This is a genomic window from Mucilaginibacter sp. OK268, from assembly GCF_900103125.1.
Lineage (GTDB): Bacteria > Bacteroidota > Bacteroidia > Sphingobacteriales > Sphingobacteriaceae > Mucilaginibacter.
The window spans coordinates 359,397-378,246 of sequence record NZ_FNJV01000006.1; the positions used below are offsets into that span (position 1 = coordinate 359,397).

At 43.3% G+C, this 18,850-nt stretch carries 10 protein-coding genes; 9 read left to right on the top strand and 1 reads right to left on the bottom strand.

The features are described 5' to 3' along the window. Positions 1-53 precede the first annotated feature (53 nt). From BLR84_RS19940 to sprA, 3 genes are all read left to right on the top strand, one after another. Complete coding sequence (locus tag BLR84_RS19940) at positions 54-2,366, top strand: NADP-dependent malic enzyme (protein ID WP_090471745.1); 2,313 nt, start codon at positions 54-56, stop codon at positions 2,364-2,366. Positions 2,367-2,462: 96 nt separating this feature from the next. Continuing rightward, positions 2,463-3,047, top strand: a complete 585-nt coding sequence (gene ruvA, locus BLR84_RS19945; protein ID WP_090471623.1) for a Holliday junction branch migration protein RuvA — start codon at positions 2,463-2,465, stop codon at positions 3,045-3,047. Between the two features lie 25 nt (positions 3,048-3,072). Further along, positions 3,073-10,098 (top strand): T9SS outer membrane translocon Sov/SprA, encoded by a 7,026-nt coding sequence (gene sprA / locus BLR84_RS19950; protein WP_090471625.1) that lies wholly within the window; start codon positions 3,073-3,075, stop codon positions 10,096-10,098. Between the two features lie 562 nt (positions 10,099-10,660). On the opposite strand, the gene BLR84_RS19955 is transcribed toward sprA, so the two are convergent. Next, a complete protein-coding gene (locus tag BLR84_RS19955; protein ID WP_090471627.1) occupies positions 10,661-12,463 on the bottom strand; it encodes an AsmA family protein in 1,803 nt (600 codons plus the stop codon). Positions 12,464-13,127: 664 nt separating this feature from the next. Between BLR84_RS19955 and BLR84_RS19960 the strand changes: the two genes are divergently transcribed. From BLR84_RS19960 to secG, 6 genes are all read left to right on the top strand, one after another. Next, positions 13,128-14,621: a MiaB/RimO family radical SAM methylthiotransferase gene (locus BLR84_RS19960; protein WP_090471629.1), complete on the top strand. Its 1,494-nt coding sequence runs from the start codon at positions 13,128-13,130 to the stop codon at positions 14,619-14,621. 40 nt (positions 14,622-14,661) lie between these two features. Further along, a complete protein-coding gene (locus BLR84_RS30605) occupies positions 14,662-14,982 on the top strand; it encodes a four helix bundle protein (RefSeq protein ID WP_090471630.1) in 321 nt (106 codons plus the stop codon). 84 nt (positions 14,983-15,066) lie between these two features. Further along, positions 15,067-16,317, top strand: coding sequence for a sigma-54 interaction domain-containing protein (locus tag BLR84_RS19970; RefSeq protein WP_090471632.1), 1,251 nt, complete (start codon positions 15,067-15,069; stop codon positions 16,315-16,317). Between the two features lie 5 nt (positions 16,318-16,322). Beyond that, positions 16,323-16,850: an LPS assembly lipoprotein LptE gene (gene lptE / locus BLR84_RS19975; protein WP_090471634.1), complete on the top strand. Its 528-nt coding sequence runs from the start codon at positions 16,323-16,325 to the stop codon at positions 16,848-16,850. A gap of 21 nt (positions 16,851-16,871) precedes the next feature. Beyond that, positions 16,872-18,296 (top strand): hypothetical protein, encoded by a 1,425-nt coding sequence (locus BLR84_RS19980; protein WP_143013955.1) that lies wholly within the window; start codon positions 16,872-16,874, stop codon positions 18,294-18,296. A 9-nt stretch (positions 18,297-18,305) separates the two neighbouring features. Next, complete coding sequence (gene secG / locus BLR84_RS19985; protein ID WP_090471638.1) at positions 18,306-18,668, top strand: preprotein translocase subunit SecG; 363 nt, start codon at positions 18,306-18,308, stop codon at positions 18,666-18,668. Positions 18,669-18,850 lie beyond the last annotated feature (182 nt).

Consider the following 18,850-nt stretch of genomic DNA (forward strand, 5'->3'; position numbering starts at 1 on the left):
ATTCGGGTTACCATAAAAAGAATTGTAATTTTGAGCGCTTGAATTTTGAGAAAATGAACAAGAACAACCGTAAACAGGACGCCTTAAACTACCACTCACAAGGTCGTCCGGGAAAAATACAGGTAGTACCTACCAAACCAACCAATTCACAACGCGACCTTACTATGGCGTATTCGCCGGGTGTTGCCGAGCCTTGTCTTCGCATAGCAGAAAATGTAGAAGATGTATATAAATATACAGCCAAGGGTAACCTGGTGGCAGTTATCAGTAACGGTACCGCGGTATTAGGCCTGGGTAATATTGGCCCGGAGGCCAGCAAACCAGTAATGGAAGGGAAGGGACTGTTGTTCAAGATCTATGCTGATATTGACGTGTTTGACCTTGAGGTAAATGCTAAAAGTGTAGATGAATTTGTAACTATTGTAAAAGCACTTGAACCTACCTTTGGTGGCGTTAACCTGGAAGATATATCTGCTCCAACCTGCTTCGAGATCGAACGCAGACTTAAAGCCGAAATGAATATCCCGGTTATGCACGATGATCAGCATGGAACAGCCATTATATCAGGTGCTGCCTTGATGAATGCCTGCGAGATACAAGGCAAAAAGCTTGATAAGATAAAATTGGTAGTTAACGGTGCCGGTGCGGCTGCCGTATCATGTACCAAAATGTACCTTTCACTGGGTGTGAAAAAAGAGAACCTGGTGATGTTTGACATCAATGGTTTGTTGACACCAGAGCGTACCGATCTGGACGATATCAGGCTGGAGTTTGCAACTACCCGTACAGACGTTAAAACACTGGCCGATGCCATGAAAAACGCCGACGTTTTTGTTGGTCTTTCTGCAGCCAATGTGGTTGATGCGGATATGTTAAAGTCAATGGCTAAAAAGCCTATTGTATTTGCAATGGCTAATCCGGTTCCTGAAGTTGATTATGATCTGGCGGTACAAACCCGTGATGATATCATTATGGCTACCGGTCGTTCTGATTATCCGAACCAGGTGAATAACGTATTGGGTTTCCCTTATATTTTCAGGGGGGCGCTTGACGTACGAGCAACTGCCATTAACGAGGCCATGAAAATAGCCGCCACCCATGCTATTGCCGAGATGGCTAAAAAGCCGGTTCCGGAAGCAGTAAACCTGGCTTATAATACTACTAATCTTAAATTCGGCAGGGATTATATCATCCCTAAACCGATGGATCAAAGGCTCATTGTTGAGGTGTCATCCGCGGTTGCTAAGGCAGCCATGGAGTCGGGTGTTGCCCGTAAAGCGATAACCGATTGGGAGGCCTATTATGAAGAATTGCGTTCAAGGTTGGGCACCAATGATAAATTACTCCGTAACCTAACCAATAAAGCCAAGCAAAATCCTAAACGTGTGGTTTTTGCCGAAGCTGATAATTACAAAATATTAAGATCGGCCCAGATTGTAAAAGAAGAGGGTATAGCTACTCCGATATTACTGGGTAACGAAGATAAGATCAGGCGTATTATGCGTGAGAATGATCTTGACCTCGGCGATGTGCAGATCCTTGACCCACGGGTGAAATGTGAAAACATGGAAGAGTATGCCGAGTTTCTGTATCAAAAACGCCAGCGCCGAGGGGTAACCTTATTTGAAGCCCGCAAAATGCTGAGCGACCGTAACTATTACGGGGCTTGCATGGTACAATTTGGCAGAGCGGATGCCCTCATATCTGGCTTAACCAAAAACTATGTTCCTACCATTAAACCTGCCCTGCAAATTATCGGCACAGAAGATGGTGTGAACAGGGTGGCTGGTATGTATATGATGATCACCCAAAAAGGCCCGGTATTTTTTGGCGATACCACTGTGAATGAAAATCCAACTGTACAGGAACTGGTAGATATCACCGTGCTGATAGAAAGATCTGTTAAACAGTTCAATATCAGCCCGCGGGTAGCCATATTATCCTATTCTAACTTTGGTTCAAATGATGGCCCTATTCCTGAAAAAACAAGGGAAACGGTAAAATTGCTGCACAAGCAATATCCGGATATGGTAGTTGATGGTGATATGCAAGCCAACTTTGCCCTGAACTCCGATTTGCTGGCTGATAACTTTCCATTTTCAACCTTAAACGGGAAACCAGCTAATACCCTGATATTCCCGAACCTGGAATCGGGCAATATTGCCTATAAGCTATTACAGGAAATTGGCGGTGCGGAAGCTGTAGGACCTATATTGCTGGGTCTGAAAAAACCGGTGCACGTATTGCAACTGGGTAGTTCGGTTCGCGAAATTGTAAATATGATCACTATAGCGGTTGTTGATGCCCAGGCAAAAGCCGAAGCCGGCAAACCAAAAGGTATTTTTGACAAACTTAAAGGAAAGTAGAACGAATCAAGATATTAGAGTCAAGAATCAAGAAAAGGGGGGGTGTTTTAATCTTGTTTCTTGACTCTTGGTTCTTAACTCTCAAAATAAAATATTATGTACGATTATATTAGTGGCAAACTGGTATTCAAAAGTCCTTCGCATGTTGTAATAGATGCGGGCGGTATTGGCTATCACATTAATATATCGTTAAATACATATTCAAGGGTTGGAGAAGTAGAAAATTGTAAACTATTTATCTGGCAGTACGTAAAAGAGGATGCGCTCACTTTATATGGTTTTGCAGATGACGGTGAGCGTCGCTTGTTCTTACACCTGGTATCCATATCCGGCATAGGGCCTAATACGGGGCGAATGATGTTATCATCAATTACCCCAGCCGAAATACAAGCAGCTATTGTTAGCGGCAATGTTGCTTTAATTCAACGTATCAAAGGCATAGGTCCCAAATCGGCACAGCGTATTATATTGGAGCTGCAGGATAAGTTGCGTAAGGAAGGTCCTGATACTTTAACGGTTGTGCCTGTAAGCAAAACTGTTAAGGACGAGGCGCTTTCGGCACTTGTAATGCTTGGCTTTGCACGTAACGCTGCTGAGAAGGTATTGGATCAGGAGATCAATAAAAATAATGGAGATTTAACCGTAGAACAGCTTATAAAGTTTGCGTTAAAAACTCTATAATTACGTACAAATTCTAACTTGACCTTTGATAAAAATATTTACTTATAATATTATTATAAGTGTGTTGTTTATTTTGGCATTTAGTGGGCTGGGAAGTGTGTATGCACAACAACGCGTTACAAGTGCCAAAAGAGATACGACACTCTCGGGCACTCCCGTAAACCTAACCGAACCTAAAAACCTAAGGCTCCGGGAAGGTATTTTTGATCCGGACCCTCCCAATCTGATACGAACAGTTGAATACGACCCTGCTACTAACCGGTATATATTGTACGAAAGAGTTGGTAACTTATTATATCGCCCGCCACAGTATTTAACATTTACACAATATTTAAAGTTAAAGAGCAAATCTAACCAGCGGATATACTATCAGCAACTGGCTGATAATTACGCCTATGATTCTCAGCAACCCGGTTTTATACCATCAATAAAAGTACGCAGCCGAACTTTTGAACAAATTTTTGGTGGTCAAACTATTGATATAAGACCGCAGGGATCGGCAGAAATGATATTGGCCGGCCAGTTAAATCAAAACCAGAACCCGCTGTTTAATACCAGGCAGCGTAACCAGTTTAATTTTAATTTCGATCAAAAGATACAGCTAAACGTAACCGGAAATATTGGTGATAAGTTAAAGATCACCACCAATTATAATACCGACGCCCAGTTTCAGTTTGATAACCAGATAAAACTGGATTATACCGGATCGCCGGATGAGATCATTCAAAAAGTAGAGGCAGGTACGGTAAGTATGCCTTTGAATACCACGCTTATCACGGGTAGCCAGGCTTTATTTGGTCTTAAAACTAAACTAAAGTTTGGCCGCTTGGATGTAACTACTATTTTATCGCAACAGCGGTCGCAATCCAAAACCATTACTATAACCAACGGTTCGCAGCAAGGAGAATTCCGGGTAACACCAGCTGATTACGAGGCCAATAAGCACTTCTTTTTATCACAATACTTTCGTGATAATTATGACAAGGCACTATCGCGGATACCTATTATCAGCTCCAATGTCAATATCACCAAAATTGAGGTTTGGACAACCAATCGTACCAACGTAACCACCGATTCAAGGGATATATTGGCCTTCCTGGATCTGGGCGAAAATAACCCCTACAATAAAACACGGATACAAGGTGGCGGAAGCGTTTATCCGGCAGGTTTTAAAGGTCCGGGTTTTGCGCAGCAATCAAACTCGCTATTAAATAATTTGCCTGCTGATGTGCGTCAAACCAATTCTAATTCAGTAGCCAATTATTTTCAAAGCACGGGAGCTACGGATAACTATTCAAAACTCACTTACGCCCGTAAACTTACCGATAAGGAGTATACCCTGCATCCTCAATTGGGATATATATCGCTCAATTACCCTTTGAATAATGATGAGGTATTGGCAGTAGCTTACCAGTATACGGTTAACGGACAACAATACCAGGTGGGTGAGTTTAGCAGCGATGTGGCTGTTGACCCTAATACGCCCAAGGTGTTGTTTGTGAAATTATTGAAAGGCGAATTGCTGAAAACCAATTTGCCTACCTGGAAACTGATGATGAAGAATATTTATTCATTAGGAGCTTTCCAGGTGAGTCCAACCGATTTTAAACTTACGATTACCCGGCTTGATGATAAATCAGGTATCGAGAAAACAGTAATGGAGGAGGGGCAAAATACCAAAGGAAAGCTCTGGCTGCAGATAACAGACGTGGATAATCTCAATCAGCAAAATAATCTTCAGCCCGATGGATACTTTGACTTTTTGGAAGGGATCACCATCGATTCGCAGAACGGACGGATCATGTTCCCGGTGCTGGAACCCTTTGGCTCCGATCTGAATAAAAAGTTTTTGCCGGGCGAATCGGACCTCGCTAAACGGTATGTGTACCAACCCCTGTATGATTCAACCAAAACCATAGCGCAACAGTATTTTCCCAATTTAAACCGGTATGTAATTAAGGGTACTTATACCTCCACGGGGGGCTCTGAATACCAGCTTAACGCGGTTAATATTCCACAGGGATCGGTCATTGTAACCGCCGGCTCATTAAAGCTGCAGGAAGGCAATGATTATACGGTTGATTATAATTCTGGCCGTATCCGGATACTGAACCAGGCGCTGTTATCATCAGGACAGCCGATCACGGTTAAACTGGAAAATAACGAGTTGTTTGGCGTTCAGCAAAAATCGTTATATGGGTCAAGGCTGGATTACCACGTTAATGATAAACTGGCTTTGGGTGGTACCATCATGCACCTCACAGAGCAGCCGCTGAACCAGAATGAAGTTGCCGGCCAGGAATCCATATCCAATACGATATGGGGTTTTGATGCTAATTATAGTTCAGAATCGCGACTGCTCACGCGACTGGTTGATAAGATCCCCTTTATCCATACCAAGGTTCCGTCGTCTATAAATTTCTCGGGCGAGTTTGCACAGTTGCTGCCTGGCAGCCCTGGCGCTCTGAATTTTGCCGGCTCAAAAAATGGTACTTCCTACCTGGATGATTTTGAGAATAGCCAGTCGGTGATTGACGTAAAAAGTGCTAACACCTGGCAAATATCAGGCACACCGCAACTCTTTTCAGAAGCTGGATTATCTAATGACCTGAGCTATGGCTATAATCGGGCCCGGCTTGCATTTTATAATATCGACCCGATATTTTATACCAATACCGGCAGTATCCCCATATCAAAGTCTGAGCTTTCAAATCATTATGTAAGGCAGATCATTGAGCAGGAAGTATTCCCGTACAAACAACCAGCTACCGGGCAGCAATTAAGTATTGCTACACTTAACCTGGCCTTTTATCCAACTGTGCGCGGGCCATATAACTATACCACTAACGGTATCAATAACGATGGTACGCTGCAAAATCCAAAATCACGTTGGGGCGGTATGTTCAGGAAAATGGAAACCAATGATTTTGAATCATTAAACGTATCCTACATTGAGTTTTGGGTGATGGATCCTTTTGTTTACAAACCAAACTCAGCTGGTGGCGACCTGTATTTTAACCTGGGTAGTATATCCGAAGATATACTAAAAGACGGACGTAAAAGTTTAGAGAACGCCCTGCCGGTAAATGGCGACCTGTCGCAGGTTGACGAAACCAACTGGGGGCGTGTAGCAAAACTGCAACCCGTAATAAACGCCTTTGATAATAACCCAGATTCGCGCAGGCTGCAAGACGTGGGTTTAGATGGTTTAAATGATGCCGACGAGAAAAAGAAATTTGCTCCCGTTGTGCAACAACTAACCAGCCGGCTAAACGCGCAGGCAGCCACCAGTTTCTCAACCGACCCCTCTTCTGATGATTACCAATATTACCAGGGGCGCGATCTTGACCAGGCCAGGGCAGGTATTTTGGATCGTTATAGTAAATACAACGGTACCGACGGTAATTCCAAAACAGCCGAACAATCACAGGCCGAACTCGGGATACAAAACTCGGCTGCTACCTCACTGCCCGATGGCGAGGATATCAACCGGGATAATAACATGAGCATAGAGGATTCTTACTTCCAATATAAAGTATCTATCCGTCCTGGAGATATGGTAGTGGGCCAAAATTATGTTAGCGATAAGGTTACTGCTTCGGTAAAGCTAGCCAATGGCAGTACGCAAATGGTTAACTGGTACCAATTCAGGATCCCGATAACCGATTATCAAGCGCAGGTAGGTAACATCCAGGATTTTAAGGCCATCCGTTTTATGCGGATGTTCATGACCAACTTTGCCGATACTGCTATATTACGTTTCGCTACCCTGCAACTGGTTCGTGGAGAGTGGCGTTCTTTTAATACAGAAAGAAACCCGCTCAATGTAATTGCGGATCCGGCTATTCCAAATCCGCCGCTTGATAATTCTACGCTTGACGTACAGGCAGTAAGTATCGAACAAAACGGTAACCGCACGCCTATACCTTACGTAGTACCGCCGGGCATTAACCGCCAGCGTAATTATAATAACCTGCAAACAGATACTAAACTCAACGAGCAATCGCTGTCGCTAAATGTTAAAAGCCTGCGCGATGGTTATTCAAGGGCTGCCTTCAAAACCTTTTTTAATGACTTGCGCTCCTATAAGCGCCTGCAAATGTTTGTACACGCCGAAGGCGATCAGCTGAAGGATAATGATCTGAGCGCCTTTATCCGTTTAGGAGTTGATTACCAGGACAACTATTATGAATATCAGGTGCCCCTAAAGGTTACCCTGCCTGGTACCCGCGATCCGGACGCAATATGGCCCGCCGTTAACTCGATAGATCTTGAGCTGGACCTGTTAACCAGGGCCAAACTTAAACGTAATCACTCCAACGTGCCTTACAACCAGGTGTTTAAATATGTGGAAGGAAATCAAACCGTTTATATCAAAGGTCAGCCGGATCTGAGCAAGTTGCGTACGGTTATGGTCGGTGTACGCAATCCGTACAGGGGGGCACAGCCTTCAAATATTGACGATGGTTTAGATAAAACCGGTACTGTTTGGTTTGATGAACTACGGCTAACCGACTTTGACCAGCGTGGTGGCTGGGCGGCAACCGCCCGGTTTGATGCCAAGCTTGCAGATTTTGCCGATATTACCATAGCCGGTACTAAAACCACCGTTGGTTTTGGTACACTTGATTCCCGCTTGAATGACAGGAGCCGCAGTGACGACCAAACTTATGACGTATCTGCCAATATGGAGCTCGGAAAATTCTTCCCAGATAAAAGCGGTATCCATATACCTGCCTACGTCAATGTATCAAAGCAAACCAGTATGCCGCAGTATGACCCAGGCGCGCCCGATGTGGAGCTCAAGGCATCGTTAGCAGCTGCAACCTCGAGCCAGGAGCGCGACTCTATAAGGAACGCCGCCGTTGATTATACCCTGCGAAAGAGTATCAACTTTACCAACGTACACAAGGCAAAAACAGACCCTAATGCCCCGAGCCATTTATGGGATGTAGAAAACCTGAACGCTTCATACGCCTTTACACAATATACACATCATGATTTTGTGACCCAAAGCGATCTGGAAAAAACATACAATTTTACGCTGGCCTATAATTATACCAATCAGCCCAAATACTATAGTCCGTTTGCTAAGATCATTAAAAGTAACCTCCTGGCCCTTTTCCGCGATATCAATTTCAGTATCCTGCCTTCGCGGTTAAATCTTAGTATTAATTTTGATCGTTTTTATTCTGAAAATACGTTGCGGGATAATGACCCCAATAACTTTATCCCTGTACCAACAACCACGTTCAATAAATACTTTAACATCACCCGGGTTTATGGTATCGGCTGGAATCTTTCCAAATCGTTACAAATGGATATCGACGCCACCAACCTGTCGGTGGTTGATGAGCCGGCCGGTCGTATTAATGGTTTAAAACGGGATACCCTATGGGATAATCTGAAAAAACTGGGACGTACCACTAACTATAACCACACCATTAACTTTAACTATAACGTGCCGTTCGCCAAAATACCGGGGATGGACTGGGTAGCTATGGTGGCCCGTTACAGTGCGCATTTTAACTGGCAAACGCAACCCCTGTTTGCCATCAACGATCCTACTTACGATGTGGGTAACAGCATACAAAACTCCAGGGCTATACAGCTAAATCCAACATTAAATATGGTAGCCCTGTATAATAAGTTCCCATTTATACGCAAGGCTAATAATCCTAATAATACCAAAACCGGTATCGATGGTATCCTGATAGGGTTGTTAACCAGTGTTAAAAACCTCAGCGCTACTTATACCCGTACCCAGGGTATATTTTTGCCGGGATACTTGCCAGCTTCGGGCTTTTTTGGAGCAGATGCCGGGGCCCCCGGTTTAGGGTTTTTACTGGGTAGTCAAACTGATATTCGGCCCAAGGCTTTAGCTAATGGCTGGATAACTACGGATACCCTGCAAAATCAGTTGTACGTAACCACCATGAATGAGGATATGCACTTCAGGGGTATTATTGAACCATTTAAGGATCTGCGAATTGAGCTCATTGCCTTTAAAACACAGGATCATAATTACCAGGCTAACTTTAAATACCTCCCTACAACCAACAGTATTGAGTCTTTAAGTCCGGTAACTACGGGGAATTACAGCATCTCGTTTTTAACCATAGCTACCGCGTTTAAGAAAACAACCGGGGTAGATAATACATCGCCTATTTATCAAAAGCTTTTGGATAGCCGTGCCCTCATATCTAAAAAGTTAGGGGCAACAAATCCAAATTCCTCGGGTAGTACAGGGGGTTATGCCGATGGGTATGGGCCAAACTCGCAGAATGTACTGGTGCCGGCTTTCTTGGCAGCCTATACGGGTAAAAACCCTGCTAAAAGCAACCTTTCACAATTCCCGTCTATCCCGATACCTAACTGGCAGATCACTTATAATGGCTTGAGCAAGATCCCGTTTTTACAGGATATTTTTGACTCGTTCGATCTAAGCCATGGGTACCGGTCGTCGTATAACGTAAACGGTTTCACCTCTTTACTGCAATACCAGGAGGCTAATGGTGGCGTTACTTCACGGGATCTCAATAACGACTTTTTACCCCAGTACCAGTTTTCGCAGGTGACTATTTTTGAGCAGTTTGTGCCGTTGCTGGGCGCCAGTATCAGGTTCAAAAACAGCATGACCACTAACCTGGAGTACCGGCAAAGCCGGTCATTAAGCCTGAGTCTTCTTAACAGCCAACTGGCTCAGCAAAACGAGCGCATCATCGTGTTTGGTTTTGGCTATCATACCAAAAATTTCCATTTCCCGTTTGGTTGGTTTAGCGGACCGGGCAAGGATAATGATGTTAATTTTAAGCTCGATTTCTCCCTGCGCGATAATAAAACCCTGATATACCGGGCCGATGTGCAGGAAGCCGAAATATCATCTGGTGCGCAAAATATTACCGTGCGTCCGTCCATCGATTATGTGATCAACCAGCGGTTTAATTTGAACCTGTTTTATGATTCCAACATTACGCGGCCATATACTTCACAAACATTTAATACCGCGTATACTAATTTTGGCATCAACCTTAAATTGTTGTTGCAATAGATCAGGCTAACTTTCCCCAAAACTTTTTAAACCTTAAATTTTAACACTTTTCTGCTCAAAACGGGTTGAAAACAGCTTAAAAACGCTCGAAAAAATCTCATTTTAACACTTTTTAACAAATTTCAACACTGTTTTGATGTGTTTTTTTAACTTTAAAAAGTATTAAACCATTGATAATCAGAAATATGTGTATAATGTGGTCCGTTTTTGGCCTTGTTTTGTCTTTAACTAAACAGCCCGGCTTCCTTAAAAAAGGAAGTCGGGCTGTTGTTAATATAAAGATACGAAAATTTAGGGGGAATAACTAACGTCATGCCGAACTTGTTTCGGCATCCCATAAGCAAGGGAGTATAACATAATGGCTAACCTGTCCTGTGGGATCCTGAAACAAGTTCAGGATGACCGGCCTTTTCTATTAATCTATAAAATCCAACGTCATGCCGAACTTGTTTCGGTCATCCCATAAGCAAGGTGTACAACATGACGATGAGCTTGTCCTGAGGGATCCTGAAACAAGTTCAGGATGACCTATCGAATTATCTAATCTTTGCAGCAATTCCCTTTATTTACTCAATTCCTTCTGGCGCTTTTTTTCGGCTTTGCGTTTTTTTCGGGCTTCTTTTCTGGCCTTGTGATCGCGTTTGTTTTTTTGGTGCTCCTCAATCCGGGCTTTGGTTTCCTGTTGCTTTTTGGCATCAACACCTACGCAAGGCTTTATACCTTCGAGCAGGGCTTTCCACATAGTTTTAAAAAAAGGAGAATCTTTAGGTCGTAGGAAAATAACATTGGCCGAGCGGGGTGCTTCGCCTGCTTTATCCGGGTTGTCATGTTTGATCACGAACAGGTTGGCAAACATCGACAGCATAGAGCGTTTTTTCAACCGGTCATTAGCCGTGTCGGCCTGGAATATGTTTATCTTCAGATCATTGTATAAAAAACCGACATGACCCTTAAATATATTGGCGTTGGCCTGTATGTCGAAATTCAATTCTTTGATCGATCCTGCGGTGGCTTTCACCATAGCCAGCGGCATTACTGCCGGGTTTAGCGCTTGCAAACTCATGGGGCCCAGGGAACCTTTATAGGTAAAGGCAGCGTCTTTATCGGTTAGGTTGAAGGCAAACTGTACATCCAGTTTACCACGGTTCATGAAATAGGTGGTAAGCTCAATGTTAGTGATATTATTTTTGGCCAGCGTAGCCTTGTTGTTGGTGATATTATAAAAATGCCCGCTGGTATTATTAAAGGTAACTGTACCCGTTTTATTTGATTTATGGTTAAACTCAGAATATTCCACATCGATATGGCGTACACGCAGGGTGTCGATATTCAGATCAGTACCAATCTGGTGTATCATCACATTGGGAAAAGTATTTACTTTATCAATGGTGCTGGCTTTTGTTTTATTAGGATTGTTGAACACCCTTATGCTACCCCGGTTAAGCACCAGGTTTGAGGCCGTCACCCGCCGGTACTTGTGATAACTTAAAAAATCAAAATTGTTGAGCTGCAGACTATCGATATTTATACCGAAACGGTCGCTGTTACTTTTATTAAAAAACACATCTGTTTTGGCTGGTGAAAGTTGCAACCCCTCTACATTTAACTGCGATTTGAGGGTAGAAAGCTTAAGGTATTTGATCTTATAGGTATACAAGCCGCTGGCTGTTTTGCCGGTATAATTATTCAGCTCGGTTATTACATCCTTACAGTAAAGCAGGCGCGAGCGGTCTGTTTGCGTAGCCGAATCAATAAGCAGGTCGTTAGCCGTCAGGTTCATTTCCTTCAGTTCAGAAATAACCACTTTATTACCCGAGTAGTCGTGATATTTAAACTTTACATCATTAAGCAATATCTGCCCGATATGGATGGACTTTAAACTTTTGGAGATCTTTTGCCAGGCCGTTCGGTGATCTTTTAAAACCGTATCCTTGGTATGGTTAAGCTGGTAGCTGATATTTACCTCGGGCTCATTTAATATTATCCGGCCTATATTGAGCTTGTGGCTGAAATACAGGCTAAGCGGATGTACATGCAACAGAATGAGCCGTTTTACATGCAGCTCCACCAGGTTATTAGGCGCCAGGTGCTGTTTCTTTTTTTGATTGTAAACCGCGGTGTCGGGTTTTAGGGTGATATTGTAAAGCGTTATCTTTCCTTCCAGCACATGCAATTCGGCATCGGTGAAATCAACTTTGTACAGGCTGTCGCTGCTGGTTAGTACTACGTCATGAACCTTATTGGCCAAAATAGGCGACCAATACCGGTTAACAACCAATGCCAGCAGAAAAATAATGATTACCGGTATCAGCACAAACTTAAATACTATTTTTTGCCACTTGTGCTTTAAAAACTTAAACTCCATTTACCGGTTTTCTTTCTCTTAGGGTGTGTTATTTTGTTTATCCTGCTTTAGCAGCTTTTCCTTTTTTATTCTGCGTGCCTGCGTATACTGTCAGCCTTAAATTTATTAAACTTATCTGATAAGTTATCCAATTTGCAACAGCTTTAACGCTTAATTGTGTTTTTTTTTTAAATCCGTGTTTGGCTTAAGTCGAGGCAGGGTTCATATATTAAAATCATCAAAAAATGGAGTTTTCGGGATCGTGTGGCAGGTCAAATGGTCCCGGGCTAAAAACGTGTTTATTGATTGGATTATTATCTGTGGTAACGAATAGACTCGCGTGGGTCATTGTAGCGATTACCTATTCTCTTTACGCCGCAGGCGTAAAGAGGGGATTGGATAGCAAATCAAAAATATGTCATTGCGAGCATAGCGTGGACAACCGACCAGCGGGAGCTTATTAATACCTGAAAAAAATTAACACATTAATAATCTCATCACAGGTAGAGGCGCGTGAGGAGATTGCTTCGTCGTTCCTCCTCGCAATGACATGAAGAAGTAGGTACAGCGTGTTCTTACACACTAGCTTCATAACAAGAAAAAGTCAATTTTCCTATAAATACTGCCAATATGTCATTTGGGTATTTAAATTTTATGTATTTTTGCAGACTAATTTTTACAATACATGATGGATTTGGTAATTCCGGATAAAACACATGACGAAAGCAGGCAGGGCGAAGCTCTGGTTTTAGAACCTGTAGTCGGTAAAAACAATGGTCGTAAGCTTTATATTGAAAGTTACGGCTGTGCCATGAACTTTTCGGACAGTGAGATAGTTGCATCAATTTTAGCAGAGCAGGGTTTTGAAACCACTTCGGATCATAACCTTGCCGATGTTATTTTTATAAATACCTGTTCCATTCGCGAAAACGCGGAACAAAGGGTACGTAACCGCCTAAAAGAGTTTACGGTGGCCAAAGTAAGAAACCCCGGCTTGGTGGTAGGTGTGCTGGGCTGTATGGCCGAACGCCTGAAATCAAAATTTTTAGAAGAAGAAAAACTGGTTGACGTAGTGGTTGGTCCGGATGCATACCGCAACCTGCCCGAACTGATTGACCAGGTAGATAGCGGCCAGAAAGCGGTGAACGTACTGCTGTCGCGCGAGGAAACTTATGCCGATATTAGTCCGGTGCGTTTAAACAGTAATGGCATCAATGCCTTTGTATCCATTATGCGTGGCTGCGATAATATGTGCTCATTTTGCGTGGTTCCTTTTACCCGTGGCCGTGAACGCAGCCGTGATCCAAAATCGATCATAGCCGAATGTACCGATCTGTTTAACAAAGGTTATCGTGAGGTTACTTTATTGGGACAGAATGTGGATTCGTATAAATGGAAACCCCTCCCTGCCCTCCCCGAAGGGGAGGGTTCTGAATTAGCAGGTGTTGATTTAGATGAGGTTAAAAGCCTCCCCCTTGGGGAGGTTGGTGGGGTTAACTTTGCTAATCTGTTGGAGCTGGTGGCTTTGATCAATCCAGATCTGCGGGTGCGGTTTTCGACCTCACACCCTAAGGATATTACGGATGATGTATTGCACACCATCAATAAATACGAAAACATTTGCAACTATATACACCTGCCGGTACAATCGGGCAATAGCCGTATACTGGACATGATGAACCGCACCTATGACAGGGATTGGTACATCAACCGTATCGATGCTATCCGCCGTATTATACCAGATTGCGCGGTATCAACCGATGTGATCACCGGTTTTTGTTCAGAAACCGACGAGGAGCATCACGATACCGTAACCATGATGGATTACGTGAAGTATGATTTTGCCTACATGTTCAAATACAGCGAGCGTCCCGGTACTTTGGCCGCCAAACGTTATGCTGATGACATCCCGGAAGAAATAAAGCAAAAGCGCCTGGCTCAAATTGTAGCCAAGCAGCAGGAATATTCGTTTTACCGCATGCAGGCTCGTATAGGTAAGGTAGAGAAAGTGCTGATAGAAGGCTACTCCAAAAAATCAGACAAAGACTATTGCGGCCGCAGCGATCAAAACGCCATGGTGATATTCCCGGTTGGTGACAACTACAAACCCGGCGAATATGTAAATGTATTGGTCGAAAAAACAACATCGGCTACGTTGATAGGCACTGTGGTGAGTTAGAGGCAAGAAGTTAGAATCAAGATATAAGACAGGAAATTGTATGCGGCATAATTTTAAGAATTTAAAAGTATGGCAAAAAGCAATGGATCTGACAGACTTGGTTTTTGATTATGGTAAGGACTTACCTGTTAATGAACGCTATAATTTGATTGATCAAATAAACAGATGTTCATGCTCAATTCCTTCAAACATAGCAGAGGGTTCTGGGAAAACAACAAGTAAGCATTTTGCAGAGTTCTTATCGATATCTATTTCATCGTCTTATGAACTCGAGACACAATTATTAATTTGTGAACGAAGAAATTATGGGTCAGTAAATAAATTAAGAGAGTGTATGGAATTAGTAGCAGAGGTTCTCTGAATGATTTTTTCATTCAGAGAACACATACTAAAGGCAGGTGCTTCTCTTGATTCTTGACTCTAATTTCTTGATTCTTTTTAACAAATGGAAGTACAAGAAATAAAACAACGCTTTGGTATCATTGGCAATTCGCCATTGCTTAACCGGGCTATAAATATTGCTAACCAGGTATCGCCTACAGATATTTCGGTACTGATCACCGGCGAAAGCGGGAGCGGTAAGGAAGTGTTTTCGCACATCATACACCAGATGAGTCCGCGCAAGCATGGGCCGTTTATCGCGGTGAACTGCGGCGCTATACCAGAGGGTACTATTGATTCGGAATTATTTGGTCACGAAAAAGGAGCTTATACCGGCGCTGTTGGCGAACGTAAAGGCTATTTTGAAACCGTGAACGGCGGTACCATATTTTTGGATGAGATTGCCGAAATGCCCCTGGGTACACAAGCCCGTTTGCTGCGCGTGCTGGAATCGGGCCAATATATTAAGGTAGGTTCATCCAAGGTAGAGAAAACGAATGTGCGTGTTATAGCGGCTACCAACGTTGATGTGTACGAAGCCGTAAAGAATGGCAAGTTCCGTGAGGATCTTTATTACAGGTTAAATACCGTTCCGTTGCGCATACCACCACTGCGCGACCGGAAGGAAGATGTGTACCTGCTTTTCAGGAAATTCACATCGGACTTTACCGACAAATACCGTACGCCACCCATTCAATTGGATGAAGAAGCCCAGCAGGTGTTGATCAATTATTCATGGCCGGGTAACGTAAGGCAGCTTAAAAACATGGCCGAACAATTGGCTGTATTGGAGCGCGACCGTATCATCACCGCGCAAACGCTGCTTACTTATATTCCGCATGAAACCAGCAACCGCAATTTGCCTATGCGTTTGGATAATCAGCCCAAAGAGGATTTTTCTGAAAGGGATATCCTGTATAAAGTGCTGTTTGATATGAAACGCGATATGGTAGAACTGAAAAAACTGGTAGCGGATATTATTGAACATGGGGGAGTGGCGGCCAATTACAGCAACCATTCACAAACCATTAACCAACTGTACCGTGATATTGAACTGCCCGGAAACCCCGAAGCGCAATTTACTTTGCAACAACCCGTTAATACGGTAAATAACAACAGCAATAATAACGTTGATGCCTATAATATAACGCATGATGCCGAGGAGGTGGAAGAATCTTTATCATTGATCGAAAAAGAATCAGACCTGATACGCAAAGCGTTAAAGAAACATAAAGGCAAACGTAAGCTGGCTGCTAATGAACTGGGTATATCAGAACGTACCCTGTACCGTAAAATAAAAGAATTAAACTTATAAGCTAAATGAAAAGATTTTTTGGGGTTATTGCTGTTTGTTCATTAAGCTTATTCCTGTCATCGTGCTATACGCTCAAAAATGTTTCTATCCCGGCGGATATGAAGACCCTTGATGTGCAGTTTTTTGAAAATAATGCGCCTTTGGTAGTAGCCAACCTGAGTCAAAATTTTACCGAAGGCTTAAAAACCAGGATACGTAACCAAAGTCGGCTAAGTATTTCCCGTAATGCCGAAGCGGATGCTACCTTGTCTGGCAGTATTGTGGGTTATACCATAGCGCCGGTTTCTATCCAGGCGGTGGCCAATAATGTGGCCCCTATTGCCGATGCGAACAGGCTGACGATTACTGTAAGAGTTAAATTTGTTTACAATACAGCAAAGACTCCTGCCGATAAAAAGCTTAACTTTGAAGAAACATTTACCAATTATCAGGATTATAAAGGGGATATAGGAGCGCAGGAACAAAACCTGATAAAAACGATAACTGATAAGATAACAGAAGATATTTTTAACAAAGCCTTTTCTAATTGGTAGGCAATTCGTACTTTCAACCACGTGGAGCAAGACTTGAATAACAGGCAGAACGGAATACTATTGGAATTGTTGGCTAATCCGGCTAATACCGGGCAGCAGCACAGCTATAATTTGCAGCAGTTGGTTAATGAATTTCCGCAAAGCGGCTTACTGCGCGCCATGCTTGCCCGTGCCGGCAATGGTAACGACCTGAAGCAGGCAGCCGCCTATTTTGATCCGCAACTTTTATACAAACTTACGCACGAGGTTGATAGCCTGGCCGTAGTATCACCGGCCCAAATTGCCGGGAACCCCGCAGATACCGGTAACCAGCAAAGCAGCGAAAGCTTTACTCATACCGGCGAAAACTATTTTAACAGCGGGCAGGTATTCGAAAATACGATAACACATGAACCCGTTGCAGCGGAACTTCATCCTGAAGATGACTTTGTAAATAAAAACAGGACCCCTGCCGAAGCTGATGAAGATCATCTGCACACAGAGGCTATGGCAACTGAGCCGGTAGCTCCTGTTTCGCAGCCTCATGGAGAGATTGATGACGAGATATACGATGAAATAAGAGGGATTGATGAACCAGCCAAAGCTATTATACCCCCTCCAGGTGGTATTGAAGACGAGGTTTATGACGAGATATTAGGTATTGAGCATATCCATATTGCCGATCAGGAACATGAAAAGGCCCAGGCACCCGCTGCTGCCGATGAAAAAATAAAGGTAAGCGAGACCGAAGCGGATGCGATATCTGAAGATTGGGTAATAGGCAGCATAGCAGGCAGCGATTACTTTATGTTTGATAAATCCATCGCCGACCAAAGACACCAGGAAGAAGTAAAAAAAGAGGAAGAAGCACCGCTGGTATCCGAAGTGGCTACTCATGCAAATGGCAGCATCCCGGCAGATACCGAAAGTCAGGATGTATCCAAATACAATGACGAGAAGATGCCTTATACCTTTATGTGGTGGTTGGATAAAACCCGTAAAGAGTATGCCGCCACTTATCAGCCTTACTCCAGCCCCGAGCCTGCCCCGGCACAGCCAGCCCGGATACAGCAGAGCAATAACGTAAAAGAACCCGGCGCTGATGCTTTGCAGCAGCAATATGTTGAGAATATTTTCCATGTACGGTCATTAGAGGAGTTGGAAAAAACACCTCAGCCGGATGGACCCGAAGTAAAACGGAAAGAAGATGTGATCATTGAACGCTTTATACAGGAGGAGCCACAGATACGGCCACCCGCTATGGATAAACTGGACAATGAGAACAAAGCCAAAAAGAGCTCAGAGGACCGGAACGACCTGGTTAGCGAAACGCTTGCCCAGATTTATGCCGACCAAATGCTTTACCACAAAGCAATAGCTACTTATAAAAAATTGATGTTGAAATTCCCGGAAAAAAGCCGTTACTTTGCCACCCAAATTGAACAGTTAGAAAAGAAAACCAATTAATATAAAGAAATGTATTTAGTTTTAATTATCATTACCATTATCATTTGCATCCTTTTAGGCCTTATCGTGCTGATCCAAAACCCTAAAGGTGGTGGTTTATCATCAAATTTCTCCAGCTCATCACAATTGATGGGTGTGCAAAAAACAGGCGATTTTTTAGAAAAAGGTACCTGGGTACTGGCCATTAGTGTAATGGTTTTATCACTGGCCATTAACGTAGCTGTAAAAGGCGGCGCTTCAACCACTAGCAGTGGCTCTGTATCGCGCGAGCAACTTGAAAAAGCTTCAAAACCAACTGCACCTGCAAGCGCACCGTTGAGCTTACCTTCAACACCTGCACCTGCTAAACCAGAAACAAAACCAGCTAAATAATCACAGCGGTTAAAAGAATAAAAAAGGCTTTGGGAACCTCCAAAGCCTTTTTTTGTGAACCTAAACTGTACTGACATGATGGCACTGATGCGTTAAATTTTTGTTAAGCATCAAAAATAAAATAACCTTTAGCTGACATTACAACAGTTTAACCTGTCAATATTGACCATTGTGTTTGGTTG